The 23128-nt window shown below is 54.5% G+C and carries 26 protein-coding genes and 1 pseudogene; 14 read left to right on the top strand and 13 right to left on the bottom strand.

The features are described from left to right. The first annotated feature begins 7 nt into the window (after positions 1-7). The gene (locus PGS10_RS01195) at positions 8-454 is read left to right on the top strand and encodes a DUF421 domain-containing protein (RefSeq protein ID WP_316422260.1); all 447 of its coding nucleotides are present in this window, start codon (positions 8-10) and stop codon (positions 452-454) included. A 277-nt stretch (positions 455-731) separates the two neighbouring features. Continuing rightward, the gene (locus PGS10_RS01190; RefSeq protein ID WP_316422259.1) at positions 732-1751 is read left to right on the top strand and encodes an SDR family oxidoreductase; all 1020 of its coding nucleotides are present in this window, start codon (positions 732-734) and stop codon (positions 1749-1751) included. A 28-nt stretch (positions 1752-1779) separates the two neighbouring features. Here the strand turns inward: PGS10_RS01190 and PGS10_RS01185 are convergent. The 5 genes and pseudogenes from PGS10_RS01185 to PGS10_RS01165 all read right to left on the bottom strand — a co-directional run. Continuing rightward, positions 1780-2364, bottom strand: a pseudogene (locus PGS10_RS01185) (alpha-amylase family glycosyl hydrolase); the annotation flags it as partial. A gap of 264 nt (positions 2365-2628) precedes the next feature. After that, positions 2629-3135: a ferritin-like domain-containing protein gene (locus PGS10_RS01180; protein WP_047067453.1), complete on the bottom strand. Its 507-nt coding sequence runs from the start codon at positions 3133-3135 to the stop codon at positions 2629-2631. A gap of 23 nt (positions 3136-3158) precedes the next feature. Beyond that, positions 3159-3377, bottom strand: coding sequence for a hypothetical protein (locus PGS10_RS01175; protein WP_047079206.1), 219 nt, complete (start codon positions 3375-3377; stop codon positions 3159-3161). A gap of 26 nt (positions 3378-3403) precedes the next feature. Beyond that, positions 3404-3904: a ferritin-like domain-containing protein gene (locus tag PGS10_RS01170; protein WP_047048227.1), complete on the bottom strand. Its 501-nt coding sequence runs from the start codon at positions 3902-3904 to the stop codon at positions 3404-3406. Between the two features lie 91 nt (positions 3905-3995). Then, a complete protein-coding gene (locus PGS10_RS01165; RefSeq protein ID WP_045394453.1) occupies positions 3996-4181 on the bottom strand; it encodes a general stress protein in 186 nt (61 codons plus the stop codon). 461 nt (positions 4182-4642) lie between these two features. Here PGS10_RS01165 and PGS10_RS01160 point away from each other — a divergent pair, with 461 nt between their 5' ends. Continuing rightward, the gene (locus PGS10_RS01160; protein WP_047076460.1) at positions 4643-5527 is read left to right on the top strand and encodes an SDR family oxidoreductase; all 885 of its coding nucleotides are present in this window, start codon (positions 4643-4645) and stop codon (positions 5525-5527) included. On the opposite strand, the gene PGS10_RS01155 is transcribed toward PGS10_RS01160, so the two are convergent. Beyond that, complete coding sequence (locus PGS10_RS01155; RefSeq protein WP_316422258.1) at positions 5524-6438, bottom strand: TIGR03571 family LLM class oxidoreductase; 915 nt, start codon at positions 6436-6438, stop codon at positions 5524-5526. The two genes, PGS10_RS01160 and PGS10_RS01155, sit on opposite strands and share 4 nt — an antisense overlap. Positions 6439-6612: 174 nt before the next feature. Here PGS10_RS01155 and PGS10_RS01150 point away from each other — a divergent pair, with 174 nt between their 5' ends. Both PGS10_RS01150 and PGS10_RS01145 read left to right on the top strand, forming a co-directional pair. Next, positions 6613-7596: a zinc-binding dehydrogenase gene (locus PGS10_RS01150; RefSeq protein WP_063447053.1), complete on the top strand. Its 984-nt coding sequence runs from the start codon at positions 6613-6615 to the stop codon at positions 7594-7596. A 275-nt stretch (positions 7597-7871) separates the two neighbouring features. After that, on the top strand, positions 7872-8120 hold the full coding sequence (locus tag PGS10_RS01145; protein ID WP_015366686.1) for a hypothetical protein: 249 nt from the start codon (positions 7872-7874) through the stop codon (positions 8118-8120). A 193-nt stretch (positions 8121-8313) separates the two neighbouring features. On the opposite strand, the gene PGS10_RS01140 is transcribed toward PGS10_RS01145, so the two are convergent. Further along, complete coding sequence (locus PGS10_RS01140; protein WP_213292565.1) at positions 8314-9513, bottom strand: MFS transporter; 1200 nt, start codon at positions 9511-9513, stop codon at positions 8314-8316. A 104-nt stretch (positions 9514-9617) separates the two neighbouring features. Here PGS10_RS01140 and PGS10_RS01135 point away from each other — a divergent pair, with 104 nt between their 5' ends. Beyond that, positions 9618-10577: an AraC family transcriptional regulator gene (locus PGS10_RS01135; RefSeq protein WP_047079210.1), complete on the top strand. Its 960-nt coding sequence runs from the start codon at positions 9618-9620 to the stop codon at positions 10575-10577. 6 nt (positions 10578-10583) lie between these two features. On the opposite strand, the gene PGS10_RS01130 is transcribed toward PGS10_RS01135, so the two are convergent. Then, positions 10584-10859, bottom strand: coding sequence for a VF530 family DNA-binding protein (locus PGS10_RS01130; protein ID WP_047048980.1), 276 nt, complete (start codon positions 10857-10859; stop codon positions 10584-10586). 295 nt (positions 10860-11154) lie between these two features. Between PGS10_RS01130 and PGS10_RS01125 the strand changes: the two genes are divergently transcribed. From PGS10_RS01125 to PGS10_RS01110, 4 genes are read left to right on the top strand one after another with little or no spacing between them, the layout of a single operon-like run. Further along, the gene (locus PGS10_RS01125; protein WP_316422256.1) at positions 11155-12183 is read left to right on the top strand and encodes an isopenicillin N synthase family dioxygenase; all 1029 of its coding nucleotides are present in this window, start codon (positions 11155-11157) and stop codon (positions 12181-12183) included. A gap of 18 nt (positions 12184-12201) precedes the next feature. Then, positions 12202-13008 (top strand): MetQ/NlpA family ABC transporter substrate-binding protein, encoded by an 807-nt coding sequence (locus PGS10_RS01120; RefSeq protein WP_316422255.1) that lies wholly within the window; start codon positions 12202-12204, stop codon positions 13006-13008. Next, positions 13005-13796, top strand: a complete 792-nt coding sequence (locus tag PGS10_RS01115; protein WP_316422253.1) for a methionine ABC transporter ATP-binding protein — start codon at positions 13005-13007, stop codon at positions 13794-13796. The genes PGS10_RS01120 and PGS10_RS01115 overlap by 4 nt, the downstream gene beginning before the upstream one ends. Further along, positions 13793-14452 (top strand): methionine ABC transporter permease, encoded by a 660-nt coding sequence (locus PGS10_RS01110; protein WP_161798788.1) that lies wholly within the window; start codon positions 13793-13795, stop codon positions 14450-14452. Before PGS10_RS01115 ends, PGS10_RS01110 begins: the two co-directional genes overlap by 4 nt. An 18-nt stretch (positions 14453-14470) precedes the next feature. Here PGS10_RS01110 and PGS10_RS01105 read toward each other — a convergent pair whose 3' ends face one another. Then, entirely contained in the window at positions 14471-15529 is a 1059-nt protein-coding gene (locus PGS10_RS01105; RefSeq protein WP_316422252.1) for an NAD(P)H-dependent flavin oxidoreductase, read from the bottom strand. Between the two features lie 91 nt (positions 15530-15620). Between PGS10_RS01105 and PGS10_RS01100 the strand changes: the two genes are divergently transcribed. Beyond that, on the top strand, positions 15621-16508 hold the full coding sequence (locus PGS10_RS01100; protein WP_316422251.1) for a LysR family transcriptional regulator: 888 nt from the start codon (positions 15621-15623) through the stop codon (positions 16506-16508). On the opposite strand, the gene PGS10_RS01095 is transcribed toward PGS10_RS01100, so the two are convergent. Next, on the bottom strand, positions 16440-17606 hold the full coding sequence (locus PGS10_RS01095; RefSeq protein WP_316422250.1) for a YbfB/YjiJ family MFS transporter: 1167 nt from the start codon (positions 17604-17606) through the stop codon (positions 16440-16442). The two genes, PGS10_RS01100 and PGS10_RS01095, sit on opposite strands and share 69 nt — an antisense overlap. Positions 17607-17786: 180 nt before the next feature. Then, positions 17787-19115, bottom strand: coding sequence for a PLP-dependent aminotransferase family protein (locus PGS10_RS01090; RefSeq protein WP_047079215.1), 1329 nt, complete (start codon positions 19113-19115; stop codon positions 17787-17789). 98 nt (positions 19116-19213) lie between these two features. Here PGS10_RS01090 and PGS10_RS01085 point away from each other — a divergent pair, with 98 nt between their 5' ends. Beyond that, entirely contained in the window at positions 19214-20092 is an 879-nt protein-coding gene (locus tag PGS10_RS01085; RefSeq protein WP_289576322.1) for a DMT family transporter, read from the top strand. 51 nt (positions 20093-20143) lie between these two features. Here the strand turns inward: PGS10_RS01085 and PGS10_RS01080 are convergent, their stop codons facing one another. Continuing rightward, positions 20144-20317, bottom strand: a complete 174-nt coding sequence (locus PGS10_RS01080; protein WP_162184068.1) for a hypothetical protein — start codon at positions 20315-20317, stop codon at positions 20144-20146. Positions 20318-20567: 250 nt separating this feature from the next. On the opposite strand from PGS10_RS01080, the gene PGS10_RS01075 reads away from it, so the two are divergent. After that, positions 20568-21752, top strand: coding sequence for an MFS transporter (locus PGS10_RS01075; RefSeq protein ID WP_108418527.1), 1185 nt, complete (start codon positions 20568-20570; stop codon positions 21750-21752). Positions 21753-21967: 215 nt separating this feature from the next. Further along, positions 21968-22258, top strand: coding sequence for a hypothetical protein (locus PGS10_RS01070; RefSeq protein ID WP_015366702.1), 291 nt, complete (start codon positions 21968-21970; stop codon positions 22256-22258). Between the two features lie 6 nt (positions 22259-22264). On the opposite strand, the gene PGS10_RS01065 is transcribed toward PGS10_RS01070, so the two are convergent. Continuing rightward, the gene (locus tag PGS10_RS01065; RefSeq protein WP_315710362.1) at positions 22265-23065 is read right to left on the bottom strand and encodes an MBL fold metallo-hydrolase; all 801 of its coding nucleotides are present in this window, start codon (positions 23063-23065) and stop codon (positions 22265-22267) included. Positions 23066-23128: the final 63 nt, after the last annotated feature.

Genomic DNA, 23128 nt, shown 5'->3' with positions numbered 1-23128 from the left:
CACAACGATGGAAATGGTGCTCAGAGCCGTCGCAATCTATCTTATCTTATTGATTATTTTTAAAGTTGCTGGCAGAAGAACGCTTATGCAACTCACCAGTTTTGATCTGATTTTACTGCTAATTATCAGTGAGGCCACCCAGCAGGCCATGCTCAGTACCGACTATTCTGTTACCGGCTCAATGCTGACGATTGTCACGCTGGTCAGCGTAGATATTTTATTTGGCTATATTAAGAAACGCTTTTCGCAGGCTGAGAATTATCTTGATGGTTCGCCGACGATCGTCGTAGAAAATGGCGTTGTCGCTGACGATAAAATGAAAATGGTCGATATCTCTGTGGATGACATATTGCTCGCCGCGCGACAGCACCATGGTATATATCAACTTGAGAAGATTAAATTTGCGATCCTCGAACGTAACGGCCAGATTTCAATTATTCCGACCGAAACGTGAGACGTTACTTATCGCGTTCCGGTTGCTTATCGCCCGACTCAGGTGCCCGTGTCGGGTCGTCCTCTTCTTTTTCAGTAACATAATTAATATACATACCCCCTCCAACTTTGCGGCATTGAATTATAAAGGTAGCGTTACCACGAATTTTATCCATTGCCATTATAAATAATGTCGCTTGTTAGCCATAATAAGTACTCTAAGATATTTCCGACCACCGGTCAGCAATGAATCAATAATACTTAAGTACTCAGTAACCAAAACACCATGGCGAAATGCCATGTTCAGACCAATCGAGGCGACTATGGCGGTAATGGTTATCACCGGCGGTAGTGCGGGCGCCGGTAAAGCGACGGCGCTACGCTTTGCGAAAGCCGGCTATGACGTGGCGATTATTGCGCGCGATGAAAGTGGGTTACAGGAGGCCGAACACGCATGCCGCCAGTTCGGCGTGCGGACGCAGGTTATCAGCGCTGATGTCGCTGACGCCCGCTCGCTGCGGCAAGCCGCGGCGGAAATCGAAACCCAGCTCGGCGCCATTGAGGTGTGGATTAATAATGCTATGACCACGGTGTTAGCGCCCTTCCATCTGATGAGTGATGAGGAATTTCGCCGCGTGACGGAGGTGACCTATCTGGGTTATGTCAACGGCACACGCGCCGCGCTGGAGGTCATGAGCCCGAGAAACCGCGGGATAATAATCCAGGTGGGCTCCGCGCTTGCCTGGCGTTCCATCCCTTTGCAATCGGCGTATTGCGGCGCGAAGGCGGCGATTCGCGGATTTACCGATGCAGTGCGAACCGAACTGATGCATCAACGCAGCCGGATCCAATTAACCATGGTGCAACTGCCCGGAATGAATACGACACAGTTTGGTTGGGCAAGGAATAAAATGGATAAAGAGATGCAGCCCGTTCCCCCGGTTTATCAGCCGGAGGTGGCGGCAGAGGCGATTTTCAGCGTCGTTCAGCGCCCCGTTCGCGAATTGTGGGTAGGTAAAAGCACCATTCAATCCATCGTTGGCCAGTTTTTCTTCCCTTCACTACTTGACCGCCTGATGGTTAACAAAGCCTGGGAAGGTCAGCTGACAGCGCAAGCAAAACGTAGCGAAAAGCCAGACGATCTCTATTCTGCCGTGCGGGGCGAGCACAGCTCTCGCGGGACATTTAGCGCCGGCGCTCGCCAGCGTTCATTTAACGTCAGCGCCGATTTGCCTGGTAAAGTCGCATCTGGCGTAGGGATCGCATTTGGACTGATGATATTACGCGGACTACTACGCCGCCCGCGCAAGCGCCGTTAATCGTGCTGGCGGCTAAACCAGCGATAACCGTAATCCCTACGCGTAGCCAAAAACGCACAATATTGTCAATTTCGTCTATCACCGGAGGGTGCACCAGATTGAGATCCGGCTCGTGGCGATAGAACATGTGGCGATAATACTGTCCCGCCTGTTGATCCCAGCGCCAGACGCTCTTTTCGACACCGGGAAACATTGGCGGATCGTCCTGTTTGGGCGGCGAATCGGCCCAGAGATAATATGGCCGGAAAGGAGAATGCCTGTTTTTACGCGCCTCTTGAAACCAGGGATGTTGCGAAGAGGTATGCTGGATAACCAACTCGATGATTACGCGTATCCCCAATTCGCGCGCGTCATCAATCAGTCGAATAACGTCGCTAATTTGCCCAAAACGCGGATCGGGCTGCAGATGATCCTGCACATCGTAACCGTCATCGAGAAATGGGGTCAGATAAAAGGGGGTTAACCACAATACCGTCACCCCAAGGCTACGTAAGTAATAGAGTTTTTGCCTTATTCCGGCCAGATCGCCACAGCCATCACCATTGGCATCATAAAACAGCGAGGTATCAACCTGATAAATTACAGCGTTTTGAAAGCACGGTTGGCGAGGCATTATTCCCCCTCGTATCAGCAGAACATCACGAGCGCCCGAAACATACCCGAGGTATAAGCTCTTATTTTCTCTGCGCAGGCTTCGGACGTGTGGCAAGTTTATCTACCATCATTTGCTGCCTCGGGGTCAATGACGGACACTGACAGTGCTCGCTGAAATTTATCTCTAACATAATCTGCTTTTCCGCCCTCGTTAGAGCCAGCGAGATTTGGTTAATTCGTGACAAGATGGCAAGGAGGCGTATCATTTATAAACCTTTTGCCGCTAACGCTTGGCATCAAAACCCGGCGTTTCGGAGCGAATAATATATTGCTCCGTAATATCGGGTATATGATGCAGCAACCATTCGGCCATGCCTCTTTCTTCCGCCAGAATACTTTCTAAATCAGCAATCGAATCATGATCGTTGACCTTTTGCGCGGCGGTTAATAAGGAGGTATAACAGGCGACCTCAAATTGCTCGAAAACGTAGCCGCTGATCACCCCTTTCACCACTTCATCTTGTGGAAACATTCCACCAATAGATTGTCCCATCGCGGCGATTTTACTCATTGAGTCTTTAAGAACAGAGCGGGAAATATTATTGCGCGCAATAATATCATCCAGCACGGTAATTTGCCGACGGGTTTCAAAAAGATGCTGCTCAAGGCGGGTACATAATTCCGGGTAGCTGTCGATGCGTTTTACCATTGATTCAAGCATTGATTCAGCCTGCTTTTCCATAGCGTGCGCGTCACGCAACCAATCGTGATAGTTTTCAATATCAGTCATAACAACCTCTTTATACAAGATGATTACTCTTCAGCCTTATCTTTATTTTCTTCTTCTGCGGCCTGGTCGGCTCGCGCTGCGCTATACCCGGATAAGTGGCCGACAATATTTGCATAAATACTAATAATGATGACCCACAGGACACTGTCTTTCCACCATATTACCGACGGTATAGCCAGTACAAACCACATTATCGCCGCGACGAGATGACACCTTTTTATTACAACCGGACTAAGACTCATTTTTTTGCCTGATGCCTTAGATAGGATTAAGCGGACTGTTGGGCATCCTGATTGACGTGTCCAACGGCGATGTACGTTAATTTCATATCAGCGTCTTTTTCTTCTTCCAGCGTTTCCGCCAGCAGTTTCACCGCGGCTTTATAGCCGAGTTGCTCTGCCAGCGTACACAGCGTACCGTAGGCCGCAATTTCATAGTGTTCAACTTTCTGCGCGGCGGCTATCAGCGCAGCATCGCGGATCTCGTTCTTTTCCGTCGCTTCGATCACTTCGTTGGCCTCTTCGATAAGCCCTTCCATCGCCACGCACTTCATCCGTTTCAGGCGAATTTGATCATTTTGTTCGAGGAGTTTATCGATACGTTCTATATGGCCCTGCGTTTCCTCGAGGTGAGCGCTGAATGCGGTTTGTAGCTCTTCACATGCGCTGGCGCGGGATAGTTTAGCCAGCGCGCGGGTTAACTGTTTTTCCGCGCTATAGGTATCCGATAATAAATGGGTAAAAATATCTTCAATGGTTTGAATTTTCATAAATCACACCTTTAAAAAAAAGCGGGCCAAATGACCCGCAGGGTATTTTGTCTATGGTTGTTTGCTGATCAACCAAATTTACTTCAACTGACTAACTGTCACCGGATTTACGGCCGCCGCCATGGCTGTTTTTACCGCCTTTTTTACCGGCTTCGGATGCACGTTCCGGGTCATTTTTAAAATTCCCGCCGCTGTGCTGACCGCCTTTACGTCCGGCCTCAGATGCTTTATCCCGGTCTTCTGCGAAATTACCTGAACCGCCTCTATGTTCTGCCATAATGGTTACCTTTTAGCTCGGTTAGTTAATGATGATTTATCGGTCTAAATCATCGCCGTCGAAAACTAAGCATGGCGTAATCACTAAAAAAAGCAATTCACTAATAATTAATTAAAAGCCACCACAAAATTAATTAAACAATAAATAGCGAAGCCGCAAAATAACAACTTAGCGGCATAAGGTGATATTTTATGAGAGAAATAAACGCAACCACAGGATAAATAAAAAACTATCCCGTCGAGATAAAAAGTGTAATGTAAAAAATGTTAAAGATTATAATTCGAAACATTTCATCATTGAATAATCCTAAAAACCACAGCAAAGAAATCAGTTTGCAAAACCTCTTATATCAAACAGTTGCCCCGTAAAAAACCGGGAATATATCTATTTAGACTCCAGCTGTATTTTTAAAAACTTCCGCATGTCTTCTATCATTACTCTTTTCTGTGAAGGAGATTGCTATGGATAATGACAAACTGCGTACCAACCATTGGCCACACCCCCCTTTCCCCGATCAACCGCAAACCCCTCCCGGCCTGGCCGCCGAAATGGAACCCACACCGGATCATGGTGAAGTCAGCTATAGCGGTTCAGGACGGCTACAGGGTAAGAAAGCGCTGATTACCGGCGGAGATTCCGGGATTGGTCGCGCCGTGGCCATCGCCTTTGCCCGCGAGGGCGCGGATGTTGCCATTAACTATCTGCCGGAAGAACAGAGCGATGCGGACGCCGTCATCGCGCTTATCAAAGCGGAAGGCCGTACCGCGGTGGCGATACCGGGCGATATTCGCGTGGAATCCTTCTGTGAAACGCTGGTGGAAAAAGCGGTAAGCGGTCTTGGCGGTTTGGATATTGTTGTGAACAATGCAGGTCGTCAGCAATACTGTGAAAAAATTGAGCAACTCACCACCGCCGATTTCGATGCTACTTTCAAAACCAACGTCTATGCGCCGTTCTGGATAACCAAAGCCGCGCTGCCGCACCTCAAAGCCCAAAGCGTGATTATCAACACCTCTTCGGTCCAGGCTTTTAAACCGAGCCCAATCCTGCTGGATTATGCCCAGACCAAAGCCTGCCTGGTGGCATTCACCAAATCGCTGGCCAAGCAGTTAGGGCCGCGTGGGATCCGGGTCAATGCAGTCGCTCCCGGCCCGTACTGGACGGTGCTGCAGTCAAGCGGCGGACAGCCGGCAGAAAAAGTGCAAAACTTCGGCGGCGATACGCCGCTGGGGCGGCCAGGGCAACCCGTTGAGATCGCCCCGCTGTATGTCACCCTCGCCTCTGATGCCTGCTCGTATGCCTCCGGCCAGGTCTGGTGTTCTGACGGCGGTGACGGCGTACTTTAATGATGGAATGCCGGCAGCACCAGTTCGCCAATCTCCTGCATCGTCTCGGCCAGCGGACGCTGGTTACGGCGGAAATGCAGGCCGATATGGTTCACGCCGGCATCGCGCATCGCATTCAATTCCTGAATGAGACCATGGCGGCCGCTGCTGATGCCAAAACGATGGCGCTGAATAGCCGAATTGGGGTCATCTTGCAGATCCAGATGGATGAAGCTGATATAGGGTTTCTCGCCCGCTACCCGGCGCCACAGCCTGACGCGGCTAACGTGCTCGTCAGGCTGACCTGGATAGGCGAGCCAGCCATCCATGTTACTGCCTACCCATTGCGCCGTTTGTTGCGCCAAACCAGCAACCAGCAGCGGCGGAGTCGGTTTGGCTGGCAATAACTGCAGGCCCGGCTCCAGTTGACGATCGGTCTCCCCCTTCAGCACGCTCACGCCGTGACGGAAACGCTCGCCACGGCTGGCGTAGTCTTCACCAAATAGCGGGTATTCGACCGGCCTGTCGCCGCTGGCGATGCCCAATAGCAGCCGGTCGCCGCTGAGCGCCTGCACCGTGGCGGCGGCTTTACGTACCAGCCAGGGTTGACGTAACGGCAGCACAACCGCCGCCGTGCCCAGTAAAATATTTTGCGTCAGGCTCGATAAATAGCCGAGGTAGGTAAAGGCTTCAAAGACGTTAGCCGCATCGCCAAACTGCGGATCGTACAGCGGAACATCGCGGATCCAGGCGGCGCGAAAACCGAGCGTATCCGCCAGTTTAATGCGCTCCGCGTGCTCGCTCATATCCGGCACGCCAAACGGTCGCCCGTCGCGCTGCCGTTTTAGCTGTCCGCTTGTTGACCAGTCATTGTCCAGCGGCAGTTCAACGCCAATCGTTAGCGGCTGCTGGGTTAATTTTTCGATGCTCATAGGTCACTCCGTCAACCGCCTGGCGGTATCACGTTGAAAATATGAGCAAAGTGTTTCATGGAATGCTATTGCAATAAACAGCACTAATCGCAATAGATAATTGCTATTTAGGGAATTATCTTGAGTTCTGATTTTGTTTAAATGGATAGCTCACCAACACCAGAGGAAGAAACAATGATAAAAACCGACGCCTGGCTGTGGAAAAAGCACGCCTCCCCGCTTCTGCTCGAACGCCATGAGAAAACGTTAGTCACACCCGCTGACGATCAGGTGCTGATCGAGAACCGCGCCATTGGCCTTAATCCGGTCGACTGGAAGCTGATGGCCGGTCTCTCCGACGCCTGGCAGGAGGATCAGATCCCCGGCGTCGACGGTATGGGGGTGATTACCGCCGTTGGCCGCAACGCCCGCCACCTTCGTCCCGGCACGCGAGTGATGTATCACACCGACCTGCGTTTTGACGGTAGCTTTGCCCGCCATACGTTAGTCAGCGCTCAGGCGGTGATTGCGGTTCCCGACCACATCAGCGACCTCACCGCTGCGGCGCTGCCGTGCCCCGGTCTGACGGCGTGGCAGGCAGCGCAAAAGATCCCCCTTCCGGCTGGCGAGAATGTACTGGTCAGCGGCGCCGGCGGCGCTGCTGGCAGTCTGTTAAGCCAGTTATTGATTGAGAGCGGCGCTAACGTCTACGTCACTGCCAGCGCCACACATCACGCGAAACTGCTGGCTCGCGGGGTGATTCAGGCCTTTGATTATCACCATACCTCGTGGCCGCAGGAGTTAAAACGCGCGCTGGCGGGTAAATCGCTGTACGCCGCTTTCGATACCGTAAACCAGCAAAATGCCCTTTCGCTTGCCGGGTTGCTGGGCTACTACGGCCATCTGGTCTGTATACAGGACCGGCTCGAGCACGCGCCGCTACCGGCGTTTACTACCAGTATCTCACTACATGAGGTCGCGCTGGCGGCAATCCATCCTTACGGTACCCAGAGACAGTGGAGTCGATTACGTCAGGCCGGGGAAAGCATGCTGCAGCAGATCGGCCGCGGCGAACTGGTGATGCCGCCGATAGAAAGCGTCAGCTTCGACGAGATCCCGCAGGCGCTGGAAAGGCTAAAACAGAACAATAACGGTATTAAGTACGTAGCGGTGCTGTAATATCCATCAGCACGATGAATAACCTCAATCCCAAAAACCGGGTAATCGATGCCAAATCCAACGGGCCCTTTCCGCTGGATGAGGCATCCATCGCTTCGCGTCCTTAGATTGGTCCGGTGCAGGATGGTCACAATGAACTGATATTCAGCAGAGTGATTAGCAAAAATATACCAGCTAGATCGCCGACTAATAGTCACACACATCGATTAAAAACTCAGATTGAAAGAATCAAAAAAAGGAGTAACGTTAAAAAAACATTAACAAAGAGGTGCAAAATGTTACGCGATTATTTAAAACTGGATTCTGAAGACCAATTAGTTGAACAACAAAGCGGTCATCAACCTAGCCAGCAGTATACCGAAGTGACTGAGTGGGTGATCCTCAATAAAGAGGGTAAGAAAAAAGGCCGCGTCTCCCTGTTTGATAAATTTAATACTCGTCGCTCGTGGAACGTTAATTTTCGTATTACCCAGTTTGATAACAGCGGTAAAGTTATCGTTGACCAACTGACAGACGCTATTTAACAGAATAATTAATAACATAGCGCCCAATCTGTGATGGAAGCCACCTGACAAAACGCTGAGGCCAGCAACCGCATTCATGCGGGAAAGCATACATAGTTTTCAACTCATCAATTACCCGCTCGTTTTATAATAATAAAATGAGTACTCGCTGCGCCTGAAGAAAAATAAACGCGCCAGTTGGCGCGTTTAATCATTAATTGTTTCTGACCGGCGGCGTCACCCTGACGCCAATAAAGACAATCAGCATGGCGCTTAATAATAACAGTCCGCTGCCGGTAAATACGCCGCTGGCGCCGCTGATATCAAATATTGCCCCACCGCCGGCAGCCCCGGCGCTAATGGCCAACTGGATCGCCGCGACTAATAATCCCCCTGCGCTTTCCGCTTCATCCGGTACCGTGGTGGCAAGCCAGGTTGACCAGGCCACCGGCACCAGGCCGAATGCAAATCCCCACAGGGCGACCAACAGACCATCGAGTAGCGCAATATGACCATACAGCACCATCATCAGCGCCAGCACGCTCATCGCCAGTGGAACCAGCGCCAGCGTCATCCGCAAACTGCGCGCCAGCAGATGCCCGGCAAGCGAGGTGCCAATAAAGTTGGCCACGCCGAACCCCAGCAATATCAACGATACCCCTTCTACGCTTGCCAGCGCCACGGTTTCGAGAAATGGCCGCAGATAGGTAAAGAAAGCGAAGTGGCCGCCAAAAATCAAAATTGAAGCCAGCAGACCGCCAACCATTCCCGGCCGCCGCAGTACCTTAAAGAGCGTACTAAAGCTGCCAGCGCTCTCCGGGCGCATCGACGGCAGTACCCATAGCTGCCACAGTAGCGCGACCAGGCTCGGTACGGCGCAGATGATAAAGACGTTACGCCAGCCAATGAGCGCGCCCAGGTAGCTACCCAGCGGCGCCGCCACTACGGTGGCAATCGACACCGCCGAGAAGATAATCGCCAGCGCTTTCGGCACCATCGCCGCCGGTACCAGCCGCATCGCCGTCGCCGTCGACATCGCCCAGAAGCCGCCGATAGCGATGCCAAGCAGCAGGCGTCCCAGCAGCAGGAACTCCAGTGAACCGGCAAAGGCCACGATCAGACTGGAGATGATTTGCAATACGGAAAAGAACATCAGCACCCAACGCCGGTCGATATTGCGGGTTGCAGAGGTAATCAACAACCCCGTCACCAGAGCGATTAACGCCGTGGCGGTCACCGCCTGTCCGGCCATCCCTTCACTCACGCCAAGGCTGCTGGCCATTGGCGTCAGTAAACTGGCTGGTAGAAATTCAGCGACGATCAGGCCGAAGACCCCCAGCGCCAGCGCATACACGGCGCGCCACGCCGGACGGGCGTTAACTGCGCTCTCTTCAGCGACAATGCAAGAACTCATATACATCTCTCCAGAATCATTAACATTCGCCAAGCTTAGTGGCTTCCGTTAAGACGATATATGATACATACTCTGCAATTATTGATTATTCGTCCGGAAAAACGATGAGCCAGCAAACCTTAGATCTGACCAGCGAGCTGTTACAGGGCATGCGGCTGTCGGGAGTGAAATACCGACGGATTGAAACCTCTCGTCCTTTTGGCGTGGAGTTTAATTCGGTTCCTGGCAAAGCGCAGTTTCATTTTGTCAGCCGCGGCCCGCTGCTGCTACAAATGAGCAACGGTAAACAGTTCTCGCTTGAGAGCGGCGATGCGGTGTTTATACCCAATAGCGATGCGCATGCTCTGCTCTCAGATAGCAAAGCCGCGCGGGTGAACGTGATGGAGCTCGACAGCAAACCGGTCTGCGGGACGGTTTCCTGCGTCAAAAACGCGGGCTGCGTTAATACTGAAGAAAATGCGGTGATCTTCAGCGCCTGTATGGATTTTGAATTAGGCGGAATGCAGCCGCTGGTTCGGGCCATGCCGGAGGTGATGCTGGTCAGTAGCCTGTTAAACGCCCGCCCGGAAATCCAGCCGCTGCTGGCGGCAATGGAGCGTGAATCCCTGACGCGTCAGGTGGGCTATGCCGGCATTCTGGCACGTCTCGCCGACGTCGTCGCGGCGCTGATCGTCCGCGCCTGGGTGGAATGCGGCTGCGGTAACGCCACCGGCTGGGTACAGGTACTGCGCGACCCGAAGCTATCGCGCGCGATATACGCTATGCATCAGCAGCCCGGTGTCAACTGGAAGGTAGAAGACTTAGCCCGCGAATCCGGCCTGTCGCGTTCGGTATTCGCCGAACGTTTTCTCACCGCCACCGGTACCACGCCGGCCCGCTACCTGACGGAATTACGCATGCGCCTGGCGGTGCAGTACATCAGCCACGAAGGCGAAGCGCTGGAAAAAGTCGCCTTCCGCCTCGGCTACAACTCGCTCGCCGCGTTTAGCCGCGCTTTTAAACGCATTACCGGCAAAGCGCCGGGAGCGCTGCGCAATGGGGTCAATGAACAAGCGGTAACCTGATAAGCGTTACTTCTTCTGCCAGTTGGCCCACGGGCCAGCGTCGGCAGAGGCAGTAGATTTGTCGATAAGCCCTTCCAGCGAATCGAGATAAAAGTTTTCGACTTCTTTACGCGCCCACGGCGTGCGGCGCAGAAATTTCAGGCTCGACTTAATGCTCGGATCGCTTTTGAAACAGTTGATTTTGATATGTCGGGCCAGTTCATCCCAGCCATATCTGGCCACAAGGTCAGTGAGTAACGCTTCGAGCGTCACGCCGTGAAGCGGATCTTTTGACGTGTGCATTGTCTTTCCTGCATGAAAAATTTCGCTCACCATACGGACCGCGGCGGCATCATGCAACATCCCGCTACTTTTTTACATCACGTCCACGCGTTTCCTCTCTCCTTATCCGTTTTTCGCAAAAGCACTGAACCCACCGCGGTCATAAATTAGAAAAGAACGTTATTGGTCGAAAAAATTGCGCTAAGGCAAGCTGAGCGCATCTACCCGACAGAGGAAATCATCATGCGCCGTTGTTGTTGCCGAACCCAGAATCACTCAATAGCCAATGACCCGTACCCCGTTTTCGGAGAACACAATGAACGCCACGACTTTGCCGATTCTCGATCTGGCCCGCTATAGCAATCCTGCTGAAAAGGCCGGTTTTCTTGCCGACCTCCGCCAGGCCGCGCGCGATATTGGTTTCTTTTATCTTATTAATCACGGCGTGGACGCCGGATTGCAAACTGAAGTTCAACGCCAGGCCCGACGCTTTTTTGCCCTTGATGATAGCGAAAAGCAGCAGGTGGCGATGATTCACTCCCCGCATTTTCGCGGCTATAACCGCGCGGCTTCCGAGCTCACTCGCGGCCAGCCGGACTGGCGCGAACAGTTTGATATCGGCGCTGAACGCCCGGCTTTAACTCTCGCCGAAAACGCGCCACGTTGGCAACGCCTGCAGGGACCGAATTTATGGCCCGCCGCGCTACCGTCACTGAAACCCACTCTACTGGGCTGGCAGCAGGCGATGACCGGCGTCGGGGTGACCTTGCTGCGCGCGTTTGCCGAAGCGCTACAGTTGCCTGCCGACGCCTTTGACGCGCTGTATGGCGATAAGCCGAATGAACATATCAAACTGATTCGTTACCCCGGACAGCGTGAAACGAAAAGCTCCCAGGGCGTCGGCGCGCATAAAGATTCCGGATTCTTAAGCTTCCTGTTACAGGACGAGCAGAAAGGACTGCAGGTGGAAGTCGCGCCGGACCGCTGGATCGATGCCACGCCGCTGGCGGGCAGCTTTGTGGTAAATATCGGCGAGCTGCTTGAGCTGGCGACTAATGGTTATCTGCGCGCCACCGTTCATCGCGTGGTCTCGCCGCCGGCAGAACAGGAACGTCTCTCTATCGCCTTCTTTCTTGGCGCGCAGCTCGATGCCGTGGTGCCGGTGTACCGCCTGCCCGCCCATCTGGCGCAGGAAGCGCTCGGCCCGGATAGCGATCCGCAAAATCCGCTGCTGCGGGATGTTGGCTGGAATTACCTCAAAGGGCGGCTGCGTTCCCACCCGGACGTCGCCGAACGTTATTACCAGGATGTTTTTCGCGAACGTACTGAGCAACTGATCGTTTAATTTAATAAGGATAACAACATGAAATATGCCGCATTCAAACTGGCAGGGGTCGCTTTATCTCTTTCTCTGGCATGGACATCCGCCCAGGCTGCCGCGCTGCGCGTTGCCGCTGACCCGGTGCCGCACGCTGAGATCCTCAATTACATCAAAAAAATCGATCCCAGTCTCGATATCAAAGTGGTCGAACTCACCAGCGGCGTCAACGCCAACGAACTGCTGGCGAATGGCGATGTTGATGCCAACTACTTCCAGCACGTTCCCTATTTGAAGGACCAGGAAAAAGCGCTGGGTAAGACTTTTGCCGTCGCTGCCACAGTGCATATTGAACCGCTGGGTATTTATTCCCGTAAGCACAAAGACTTAAATTCCGTTCCGGAAAACGGGACCGTCGCGGTGCCGAACAACACCACCAATCTCAGTCGCGCCTTGTTCCTGCTGCAAAGCCAGGGATTAATCAAACTCGGCGCTAAATTCACCAACCCGGCGACCACGTTAGCCACCCCGAAAGACATCGTGGAAAACCCCAAACATCTGAAGATCCTCGAAATTGAATCACCGCAGATCCCGCGTTCATTAGACGATGTCGATTTAGCGGTTATTAACGGCAACTACGCGCTGGAGGCGGGACTGGTACCGGCGAAAGATGCGTTAGGACTGGAGAGCGCGAACAACAACCCCTACGCCAATATCCTGGTGACGACGCCGCAGTTGGCTAATGACCCACGCATTAAAGCGCTGGCCAAAGATCTCACCTCACCGCAGGTTGCCGAGTTTATTCGCAAAAACTATAACGGCTCGGTTATCCCGGTAGCGCCGCAATCATGATTGAGGTCGTCGGGCTGAGTAAAACCTATGCCGGAACAGGCCGACCGGCGTTGAACGACGTGTCGCTGCAGATCCCGAAAGGCGCGATTTATGGCATTCTCGGGCGCAGCGGCGCAGGCAAAAGCACGCTGATCCGCTGTCTCAATTTACTCGAACGGCCCTCTACGGGCCGGATTGTGGTGAACGGACAGGATATCACTCAGTTAGACAAAGCCGGTTTACGTCAGCACTGTCTGCGCACCGGAATGATCTTCCAGCACTTCAACCTGCTGCATGCCCGCAACGTGGCTGACAACGTCGCGGTACCGCTGGAAATCGCCGGTGTCGACAAACGTGCGCGCCGCGAACGCGTGCTCGAGTTGCTGGAGTTGGTTGGACTGGCGGATAAAGCAACCGCCTTTCCATCCCAGCTTTCCGGCGGTCAAAAGCAGCGCGTCGGCATCGCCCGCGCGCTGGCGGCCGGCCCGGATGTGCTGCTATGCGACGAAGCAACCAGCGCCCTCGATCCGGAAACCACCGCCTCGGTGCTGGCGTTACTGGCCGATATCAATCAGCGGCTCAATCTGACTATCGTGCTTATTACCCATGAGCTGGAAGTCGTCAAAACGCTGTGCGATCACGCGGCGCTGCTGGAGCATGGCGAAGTCATCGAGAGCGGGAAAATCGCCGATCTGCTGGTGGCGCCGTGGTCCAGATTACGTCAGTCGTTACTGCATAATCCGCAGGCGGAGCAAGATTTCCTTGCCCGCCACGGCTTTCACGGGAGGCCTTTATGCGTAGTCGCATGAGCTGGGAAGATTTATGGCCCTTATTATGGGAAGGCAGCCTTGAAACCCTCTATATGGTGGGGCTGGCGGCGCTGTTTACCATCTTAATCGGCCTGCCGGTCGGCGTGTTACTGTTTGTCTCCCGGCGCAACGGCCTGGCGCCGATGCCGAAACTGAATGCGCTGCTGGGGGCGATTATCAATTTTGGCCGATCGCTGCCGTTTATTGTACTGCTCATTGCGCTGATCCCCTTCACCCGTTTGATTATCGGCACCACCTTGGGCAGCACCGCGGCCGTCGTGCCGATTACTATCGGCGCTTTTCCGTTTTTCGCGCGGCTGACCGAAAACGCGCTGGATGAAGTGGATTACGGGCGCATTGAAGCCATTCTGTCGATGGGCGGTAATCTGTGGCACGTTATCTTTAAATCGCTGCTGCCGGAGGCGCTACCGACCCTGCTTGCCGGGATCACCCTGACTATCGTGATGCTGATTGGCTTTTCATCGATGGCGGGCGTCATTGGCGGCGGCGGGCTTGGAGACCTGGCGATTCGCTACGGTTATCAGCGTTTTAACGATCAGGTGATGGTCGGTACGGTACTGATTCTGGTGGTGATGGTTCAGGGCGTACAAATGATCGGCGACAGGCTGGTACGACAGCTTGCCCATCGCCGCTAAGTTCTCATTCGCAGGCGGCTACTGCAGGCCGCCTTCTACCACCAGAACCCTGACCAGGTCTGCCGCCGGCATTTCGCGGATCATCGCCACCCCTTGTCCCGCCCAGTGCGCGCCGAAACCATGATCGCCCTGCGCCTTTGCTGCCGTCGCCAGCGCTTTTCCGGCGTCATAAGCGAGCGGATAGGCGGGAATGTCCCGTTCATTGAATGAAGCCACCATTTCGCTCCAGCTATTTTTAACGCAGCGTGCTGGCCGACCCGAAATGGCCGCCGTCAAAAAGGTGACAACGTCACTATTTTGCGTGAGCGCCTGTCGATATCCACTATCTATACCCGCTTCCGGGCATAATAAAAACGCGGTTCCCAGCTGAACGCCCGACGCGCCGAGCTGCATCAGACTGGCTATCGCCGTTCCATGCATAATGCCGCCGGCGGCGATAATGGGTAAATCGACGGCCCGCAGTAGTGCCTGAAGCAGAGTGAAGGTGCTCATTTGACGATCGTCGCCGTGCGGGTCAAAAATCCCCCGATGGCCACCGGCCTCATACCCTTGCGCAATAACGACATCAATACCCGCTTGCGCAATTAATCGCGCTTCCGCGACGCAGGTGGCGGACGCCATCGTCACCGTTCCCTGTTGCTGGAAGCGGCGAATAACCTCCGAAGACGGCACGCCAAAATGAAAACTCACCACCGCCGGCTTCTCTTCAAGCAGCATATCGAGCATGGATTGATGTTGATGGAAGCTCTGATAAATCTCGTTAAGCTGTTTCGGCGGCGTGCCGTGATAGCGGGCAAACGACGGAGCTAACCGCGCCAGCCACTGCGCTTCCTGAACGGCATCGCGGCGCGACGGCGTATGACAGAAAAGGTTGACGTTAAAGGGACGTTCGGTGAGCTTCCGGGTTTGTTCAATAAGCGCCTGCGCCTGCGTAACCGTCGACGCGCCGAGTCCCAGCGAACCCAATCCCCCGGCATTGCTTACCGCCGCAGCCAGGGCCGGCGTCGACACGCCCGCCATCGGCGCCTGAATAATCGGGTAACGAATATTAAGCAATTGCATTAAATGTTGATTCATTGACGATCCTGCGCAATTTGCGATGTGAGACATTAACCATCTCTTTTTAAGATGATAAGATCAACTCCATTGTCATATTGAGAAGAAAAATATGAACCACACCACATTACTGATCTTTAAACTGGTGGCCGAAACGCAAAGCGTCACTCAGGCGGCGAAACAACTTGGTCGCGCGCAATCCAATATCACCACGCGCATTCAGCAGCTTGAAGAGGAGCTGGAAGTCGAGCTTTTCGTGCGCGGAAACAAGAAGATGCTGCTTTCACCCGCCGGACAAAACTTCCTCAGCTACGCGCGGCGAATTTTAAGCCTTGCCGAAGAGGCCAAACTGGCGCTGCACCCGGCACGGCCCTCGGGGACGTTAAAACTCGGCGCGATGGAAGCCTGCGCCGCCAGCCGCCTGCCGGCCATATTGCCTTTGTTTCAGCAACGCTGTCCGGACGCCGACCTGACATTGCGTACCATGCCCACCCGTCAGCTGACTGAACTGGTCGAAAACGCAACGCTGGACTGCGCGCTGGTTTCACTGCCGGCCGGCCCAGACGGCAGCCTTCAATGCCCACAAACGCTTGAATATCTACCGCTTTTCATCGAACAGCTGGTCCTGATCTCCCCTGTCGATGGGCGCGACTACCGCTTTGCCGCCTTCCCGGCAGGATGTACCTACCGCCAACGCGGCATCGAATATCTGCAGCAGACGGGAACGCACGTGGACATCGTCGAAGTCAGCTCCTATCACGCGATGATGGCTAACGTCGCCACCGGTCGCTACGCCTGTTTGCTCCCGGAAAGCGTCCTGGCCCTGCTCACGCTGCCCGCAGGATGCCAGACGCAATACGTGACCCAGGCCGCCACCCAGCTTATCTGGCGCCGCGGGTATGTGTCGCCTATTCTCGACGCCCTGCGCCAGTTATTGCTGACGCCGGCCACAGGCAACCAGCCCGGCGGCTCCCAGCAACACGCCGCTGGCCGTCAATAGTGAAGGATTAAACGATCCCGTCAGGCTGTATAACCCATCGGCGACCAGCGGCCCGATTATCTGCCCGACGCCGTAAGTCGCCGTGAGCGCGGCAATCATATTAAATTTTACCGCCTGATTTAGCCGCTTGCCCTCTGACAAGGCAATGGTTACCGTCCCAAGGAAGGTCGCCCCAACCAGCAGCGCACTCAACAGACAAAAGGTGAATGAGTGGCTCCATGCCGGTAAGGCCACGCCGAAGGCCTGAATAACGAGATTGCTACAAAATGCCCGCTGATAGCCAATTTTTAGTACAAGTTGGTGCCAGATAAAACAGGAAGGTACCGCCGCGAGACCAAATACCGCCCACAGGTGCACCGGGTCGATACCCGATAGCGCGCCGTGCAAAAACAGCGGCAAATAGGTCGCGGTGATGATGTAGCCGAAACCCGCGAGGCCATAAATCAGCAGCAATTTTACCGCATCGCCCGTGCGCCCATTGTCGCTCGGCATCGCTGTTGCGGGCCCGCGGTGTAACGCCAGCAGCGAATCCGCCGGGCTTAATAATCCGCGCAAGGCGCATAAAAACAGCACCGTCGCCGTGATGGCGCACAGTAGCCAGATTTGCTGACTGCTAAACGCCAGCGCTTTACCGGCGGCAATAAACTCCGCCGACAAAAAGATCCCCACCCCGACACCGGCAAACAGTACCGGCGCGCCGTTATGATGTTTCATATGCTGCAGTAGCCATAACGAGGCGGAGATAAGCGTTACCGCACTGAGTACCCCGGCCAACCCGCGCAGAATAATGATAGCCAGCGGCGAGCGCAGCCAGGCCAGTAGCGCCAGACAAATTAGCGTCAGAATGACCGAGACAATATTCATTCTGGTCGCCTGCTCCGGCTTTGCCTTCGCCAGCAACAATGCTCCCAGCAGGTATCCGGCATAATTAGCGGAGGCGGCCAGATTACCCTGACGCAGCGTCAGGATCTGATCGCTTAACATCACCGGCAGGATCCCGGTGAAGGCGAAGCGGCCGTAACCCATACCAATCATTAATACCGTCGCCCCTGCCAGCGCTAATAAGAAAGCGTTTATCTGCGGCCTGATTTGTCGCATCTCCGTTACCCCTTGCACAATTAATCTCAAAAAGAGAATATCATTTAATTTTTATTCTCTTTTTATTATGGAATAGCATAATGCGCCGAGCAAGTCGTCGCGCTAAGGCAAAGAGTAAAAGCACCAACCGCAAGATACTTCGATTAGAGACGAAGGATGGTTGTCAGAAGCAAATGGTCGTTAAACGCCGTACTCGATAATGGGCCTCATTATCTTCAGCGCGGCGCTCAGTTTATCGAGACTCGGTGACGCCAGCGCCAGACGTAAAGCATGCGGCACATCACGGCCGACGCTATACGGTTCGGCGGTGGAAATAGCGATATTCATGGTTAGCAGCTGTTTCACGACGCGATCGGCGCGGATCTCCTCGCCCAACGGCAGCCAAAGGAACCAGGCATTTTCATTGCCAATCATTGGTAAGCCAGCCAACGCCTGACGGGCGATGACCTGCCGCCTCCGCGCATCTGCGCGCATTATAGTTTCGAGCCGGGCCAGCGTCCCATCCTGGATCCAGCCGCAGACCAGCGCCGTCGTTAAGGCCGGCGTATTCCAGCTGGTGGCGCGGATCGTCCGCTCTATCGCCGGCATTAACGCCTCGCGGCATACCACCATGCCAACCCGTAAACCGGTGGCGATGTTTTTTGAAAAACCGCACACATAGACCGTACGCTCAGGCGCCAGAGACATCAGCGGCGGCGGCGCGTTGTCAATCAACCATGCATAGGCGGCATCCTCAATGAGGAACAAATCGAACTGGCGGGCAATATCAACCAGTTGACTACGCTGCGCCAGATTCATTACCCAGCCGAGAGGGTTATGCAGCGTCGGCATGGTGTAAATCGCTTTTACCCGCCGTTTTTCACACAGGCTGCGAAGCATGTCGAGATCCGGCCCTTGTGTTGTGTGCGGGATAGCAACCAGTTCAAGTTGATAGAGCCTGGCGAGGGCGCGAAATCCCGGATAGGTCAATGCATCTGCCGCAACCACATCGCCGGGACGCAGCAGGCCGCCGAGCGTGACCGCCAGCCCATGCTGAGCGCCGTTAACGATAGCGACCTGCCCGGCGCTGGCCGCAATACCCTGTCTGTTAAGATGCCGGGCCACTATTTCCCGTTCGCTCATGCGTCCGGCGTGCGGTTGATAGCGTAACAACGCCTCCAGATCGCCCGCGCCAGAGAGTTTTTTTAAGGCCTCGCGCAGGAGAACGGTTTGTTCCGGCAACGCCGGAGAGTTGAAATTAAGATCGATCATATCCGGGGCAATGGCGTGCTGATCGACACCCAGCCCCGGCGGCAAGCTCAGTTCACGCACAAAAGTGCCGCGTCCCGTTTCACCGCTAACCAGCCCCATTAACGCCAGTTCACTGTAGACCCGCGTCGCGGTAGCCAGAGAAATTCCGTGTTCAACGACCAATTGCCGATGGGTCGGCAGTTGGCTGCCAGCCGCCAGCGCACCGCTGCGGATTGCTGCCGCATAGCGATCAACCAGAGATTTATAGCGGTTTTTCATCGTCATTGTATCCATGACAATTATTTGATTGTCATGAATTGTGCGACCTACTATCGACCCGGTCAACCACCTTAACTATCACTACAAAGAGGTCACACGTGCACAACCGTCGCGCTTCCACTTCCATATCCGGTTGGATAAACGGCTTTATCGGCGTCGCTATTTTTAGCGGCTCGCTACCCGCCACCCGCATCGCCGTGCAGGAATTCGATCCTTTTTTCCTGACTTTCTGTCGTGGTGCGATTGCCGGGGTGCTTGCGCTGGGCCTGATCTGGCTTTTACGCCTGCCGCGCCCGCAAGCGGGACAATGGCGTTCACTGGCGCTGGTTGCCGGCGGCGTGGTCATCGGCTTTCCGCTGCTGACGGCGCTGGCGCTACAGCGGGTGACATCCGCACACTCAATTGTTTTTATTGGGTTATTGCCGCTGGCGACGGCGATTTTCGCGGTGATCCGCGGTGGTGAGAGACCGCGCCCTGCCTTTTGGGGATTCTCGCTGCTGGGCAGCGTGCTGGTGGCCAGTTTCGCGCTGGCCGGTAATGCCGGGATCTCCGTCGCGGGCGATCTGCTAATGCTGGCGGCGGTAGTGGTCTGCGGATTGGGTTATGCCGAGGGGGGGCGCCTCACCCGAGAGCTTGGCGGGCTGGCGGTCATCTGTTGGGCGCTGCTCCTGTCCCTACCCCTGATGTTGATAGCCTGCGGCTTAACGCTTCCCGTCAGCTTCAGTGGTATCAGTGCGTCTGCATGGACGGCGCTGGCCTATGTCTCGTTATTCAGCATGCTGGTAGGCTTTATCTTCTGGTATCGGGGACTGGCAATCGGCGGTATTGCGGCGGTCGGTCAACTCCAGCTATTGCAGCCCTTTTTCGGCCTGGCGCTGGCGGCGCTGCTCCTTCATGAAGCAGTGAGCCCGTTGATGGTAGTCGTCACGCTTGGCATCATTTTCTGCGTGATCGGTTCGAAGCGCTTTGCCCGTTAAAATAGTCGGCAGCCTGATTTGAGGCGCGCTCCTCTCTCAGGCTGTCTTCTATCAATTAAACTGTGGCGCAACCGAATGGCCGCAGGCGCTGTTAGCATCAATGGTGTCGTTCATGCAGGTTTGCGAATCAAGCCCCTGACCCGGCGCCATGCCCGAGGATGATGAGGAACCTCCTGAACAGGCGGATGCTGCAAAAACAATGAGCAATATAAGTAATTTTTTCATCGCGATGACCTCCGGGAAGCAAATAGATTGCCGTGCTCCATCCTAAGACTGGCCACTCATCCATTTCCCTTTCAAACTCAGGTATCACTCTAAAAAATAATATGGGCGTTATTTATCATCTGTATAACTATATTATCGGTCATTTTGCCAATAAATGAACCGAGCGTTGGCATAAAATGCTCGCCCGCTCGCCGGAGTCGCCGCGCTTGCGCTATGCTTATCCTCCCTTTCGTTTTAAACACTTAGCGTTATGACCACTTCTGTTAGCACCACTCAGCTTAACCTGCGTATTATTTCCATCGTGGTTTTCACCTGTATCTGCTATCTCTCCATCGGCCTGCCGCTGGCGGTGCTTCCCGGCTACATCCACTATCAGCTCGGGTACAGTACGCTAATCGCCGGAGTCGTTATCAGCCTGCAGTACATTTCAACGCTCGTAAGTCGACCTCACGCTGGCCGCTATACCGATATCTGGGGGCCGAAAAAGGTCGTTAGCCTCGGCATCATCTGCTGCATGTTAAGCGGACTCTTCACCCTCGCGGCGGTGATGTTGCAAGCTATACCGCTTCTCGCCGTCAGCGCCCTGTTGATTGGCCGGGTTTTCCTCGGCGTGGGAGAAAGCTTTACCGCCACCGGGGCGACGTTATGGGGCATTAAAACCGTTGGCGCGATTCACACCTCGCGGGTGATTTCATGGAATGGCGTCGCGACCTACGTGGCAATGGCCGTCGGCGCGCCGCTGGGGGTGATGCTCAATAGCTATTTTGGCATCAGCGGTTTTGCCGTAGTGGTAGTGCTGGTTGCGCTAATTGGCCTGCTGTTTGCCCGCACGCGACAGGATGTCAGCGTAACCGCCGGAGTGAGAGCGCCATTCCATGTGGTAGTGCGCAGGATCTGGCCCTACGGGCTGGGGCTGGCGCTGGGTACCGTCGGCTTTGGCGTCATCGCCACTTTTATCACCCTCTATTTTTCGGCTCACCACTGGCAAGGCGCTGCATTCACGCTCTCTCTCTTCAGCATCGGTTTTATTTGTATACGCCTGATCCTTGGCAACACCATTACCCGCTACGGCGGCGTGCCGGTGTCGCTTGTCTGCTTCGTAGTGGAGTGTCTTGGATTATTGATTATCTGGCAGGCGCCGTCGGCGTGGGTCGCCGGTATTGGCGCATTCCTCACCGGTTCTGGTTTCTCGCTGGTCTTCCCGGCGCTGGGCGTTGAGGCGGTGAAACAGGTAGAAGAACAAAACCAGGGCACGGCGCTGGGTACCTATTCAGCCTTTCTCGATTTGGCGCTGGGTTTGACCGGCCCGGTTGCCGGTTGGGTGGCGGGTTATTATGCGCTCGATACGCTGTACCTACTGGCGGCGGTGGTCGTCGCCATGGCGTTTATCCTGCTGCTTCGGGTTCGTCTGCAACAGACCAGGTCGAACGTATGATGTATGCCGATTAATCATGATACTGGTAACAATTTAATCAATAATTGACGACGCTTTAATATCCGTGCCACCATTCCGCGAGCATCCAGTCCTAGATGCCGGGCGGTACGGGTGCAGTGATAGAGGTCGTCAACAAAACGATCCCCCCGTGACCTGGCTCCATTCGACTCGTCGCCTGATGCGGCGAGCGGCTTACCCTGGCGGGAAATACCGACATGCATCAAAGTTTCAACCAGCGCGTCCATTTTTACTACTGCATTCTGGTCGCGCTGAAAATCCACGTAAAAACGAAGAAATCGGGCGGAGCGAGAGGGAAAAATAATTTTCTTCTCAAATGGTTACGCAAGGCGCAGGACAACAACATTTTTCATCCGGATATCACCAGCGAAATCGAATGGCTGCGTGGCAAAATCATCCAGGCGGGACACGATACTGACCTTGAGCCGATGCTGGAATTTGTCTATGCCACCGCCCGGCGCGCCGAAATGCTCAAAGATGCCGACTAACCCTTATTAAGCTAGTTGCAAAATATCGCCGGTGGCCGGTGCCTGTGCGCCGGCGAGCCACAGTTTTCCCCAGGCGCCGGTACAGTGACAGGCCATAATTTTCTCCACCTGCAGCTGCTGTAAGTAACTCCTGACCTGCCAGACCCTGGCGACAGATGCGGCGCGCAGGTGTAGCCCGCCGATCAACGCGTGGACCCGCTCAATGCCGGTGATATTCTGACAATGCCGCACGATGTTCTCTACTCCGCGATGTCCGCAGCCGCAGATAATGACCAGACCGTGGTCGGAGAGATAAATAAGGACGCCTTCATCGACGATATAATCAGGCGTTAACGGCGTACTGGCTAAAACGCCAAAGGATTGCGGACGGTTTACCACGATTTCGCCGGACCACAACAGACGTTCGCTGATGGCAAACGGCTGCCGGTAGCATTCCATGCGAAAGCGGGAATAGTCGAGCTCAAGCGAGAGTTTTTTGATTTTGCGTACGTGCCGGCCAAGGCTGATAGCGGCATAGCGCGGTTGGGCAAGACGTGGATGACAGATAATTCGACTCTCATCCGGCAGCCAGGGGACGCCGCCGCAATGATCGTAGTGGCCGTGTGATAATACCGTCGCGGTCAAATTCCCCAGTTTAATCCCCATCCGCTGCGCATTCTCAAGAAAACTGCCATCCGGGCCGGTATCAAACAGCACTTTACTGGTTTCATCTTCAATGAGCAGGCTGAGCCCGGCTTTGGCTATCAACGCCGGGTCGGCGTGCGCCGCAAGGCGATTTTCCAGTAATACCCTGATGGTTAAGGCCATTATATCATTCATCCCTGTTATATATGCACGACCAGTGTAACGAAGAAACCCTGCAATCTGTGT

Origin of the sequence: Klebsiella sp. 141153 (genome assembly GCF_032601995.1) — a bacterium.
Taxonomy (GTDB): Bacteria; Pseudomonadota; Gammaproteobacteria; order Enterobacterales; family Enterobacteriaceae; genus Klebsiella; species Klebsiella aerogenes.
The sequence above is the reverse complement of the archived record's forward strand: the minus strand, read 5'-3'. Positions and strand labels throughout refer to the sequence as shown.

What these genes read in the sequence shown, in the direction of transcription:
- PGS10_RS01165 (WP_045394453.1), bottom strand. Translation starts at nt 4,181, where the DNA reads ATGGCAGAACATAGAGGCGGTTCAGGTAATTTCGCAGAAGACCGGGAT.
- PGS10_RS01135 (WP_047079210.1), top strand. Translation starts at nt 9,618, where the DNA reads ATGAGCCAGCAAACCTTAGATCTGACCAGCGAGCTGTTACAGGGCATG.
- PGS10_RS01140 (WP_213292565.1), bottom strand. Translation starts at nt 9,513, where the DNA reads ATGAGTTCTTGCATTGTCGCTGAAGAGAGCGCAGTTAACGCCCGTCCG.
- PGS10_RS01175 (WP_047079206.1), bottom strand. Translation starts at nt 3,377, where the DNA reads ATGAGTCTTAGTCCGGTTGTAATAAAAAGGTGTCATCTCGTCGCGGCG.
- PGS10_RS01070 (WP_015366702.1), top strand. Translation starts at nt 21,968, where the DNA reads ATGCATCAAAGTTTCAACCAGCGCGTCCATTTTTACTACTGCATTCTG.
- PGS10_RS01095 (WP_316422250.1), bottom strand. Translation starts at nt 17,606, where the DNA reads ATGCGACAAATCAGGCCGCAGATAAACGCTTTCTTATTAGCGCTGGCA.
- PGS10_RS01145 (WP_015366686.1), top strand. Translation starts at nt 7,872, where the DNA reads ATGTTACGCGATTATTTAAAACTGGATTCTGAAGACCAATTAGTTGAA.
- PGS10_RS01110 (WP_161798788.1), top strand. Translation starts at nt 13,793, where the DNA reads ATGAGCTGGGAAGATTTATGGCCCTTATTATGGGAAGGCAGCCTTGAA.
- PGS10_RS01180 (WP_047067453.1), bottom strand. Translation starts at nt 3,135, where the DNA reads ATGACTGATATTGAAAACTATCACGATTGGTTGCGTGACGCGCACGCT.
- PGS10_RS01155 (WP_316422258.1), bottom strand. Translation starts at nt 6,438, where the DNA reads ATGAGCATCGAAAAATTAACCCAGCAGCCGCTAACGATTGGCGTTGAA.
- PGS10_RS01080 (WP_162184068.1), bottom strand. Translation starts at nt 20,317, where the DNA reads ATGAAAAAATTACTTATATTGCTCATTGTTTTTGCAGCATCCGCCTGT.
- PGS10_RS01115 (WP_316422253.1), top strand. Translation starts at nt 13,005, where the DNA reads ATGATTGAGGTCGTCGGGCTGAGTAAAACCTATGCCGGAACAGGCCGA.
- PGS10_RS01130 (WP_047048980.1), bottom strand. Translation starts at nt 10,859, where the DNA reads ATGCACACGTCAAAAGATCCGCTTCACGGCGTGACGCTCGAAGCGTTA.
- PGS10_RS01160 (WP_047076460.1), top strand. Translation starts at nt 4,643, where the DNA reads ATGGATAATGACAAACTGCGTACCAACCATTGGCCACACCCCCCTTTC.
- PGS10_RS01150 (WP_063447053.1), top strand. Translation starts at nt 6,613, where the DNA reads ATGATAAAAACCGACGCCTGGCTGTGGAAAAAGCACGCCTCCCCGCTT.
- PGS10_RS01120 (WP_316422255.1), top strand. Translation starts at nt 12,202, where the DNA reads ATGAAATATGCCGCATTCAAACTGGCAGGGGTCGCTTTATCTCTTTCT.
- PGS10_RS01065 (WP_315710362.1), bottom strand. Translation starts at nt 23,065, where the DNA reads ATGGCCTTAACCATCAGGGTATTACTGGAAAATCGCCTTGCGGCGCAC.
- PGS10_RS01105 (WP_316422252.1), bottom strand. Translation starts at nt 15,529, where the DNA reads ATGAATCAACATTTAATGCAATTGCTTAATATTCGTTACCCGATTATT.
- PGS10_RS01195 (WP_316422260.1), top strand. Translation starts at nt 8, where the DNA reads ATGGAAATGGTGCTCAGAGCCGTCGCAATCTATCTTATCTTATTGATT.
- PGS10_RS01090 (WP_047079215.1), bottom strand. Translation starts at nt 19,115, where the DNA reads ATGAAAAACCGCTATAAATCTCTGGTTGATCGCTATGCGGCAGCAATC.
- PGS10_RS01190 (WP_316422259.1), top strand. Translation starts at nt 732, where the DNA reads ATGTTCAGACCAATCGAGGCGACTATGGCGGTAATGGTTATCACCGGC.
- PGS10_RS01100 (WP_316422251.1), top strand. Translation starts at nt 15,621, where the DNA reads ATGAACCACACCACATTACTGATCTTTAAACTGGTGGCCGAAACGCAA.
- PGS10_RS01170 (WP_047048227.1), bottom strand. Translation starts at nt 3,904, where the DNA reads ATGAAAATTCAAACCATTGAAGATATTTTTACCCATTTATTATCGGAT.
- PGS10_RS01125 (WP_316422256.1), top strand. Translation starts at nt 11,155, where the DNA reads ATGAACGCCACGACTTTGCCGATTCTCGATCTGGCCCGCTATAGCAAT.
- PGS10_RS01075 (WP_108418527.1), top strand. Translation starts at nt 20,568, where the DNA reads ATGACCACTTCTGTTAGCACCACTCAGCTTAACCTGCGTATTATTTCC.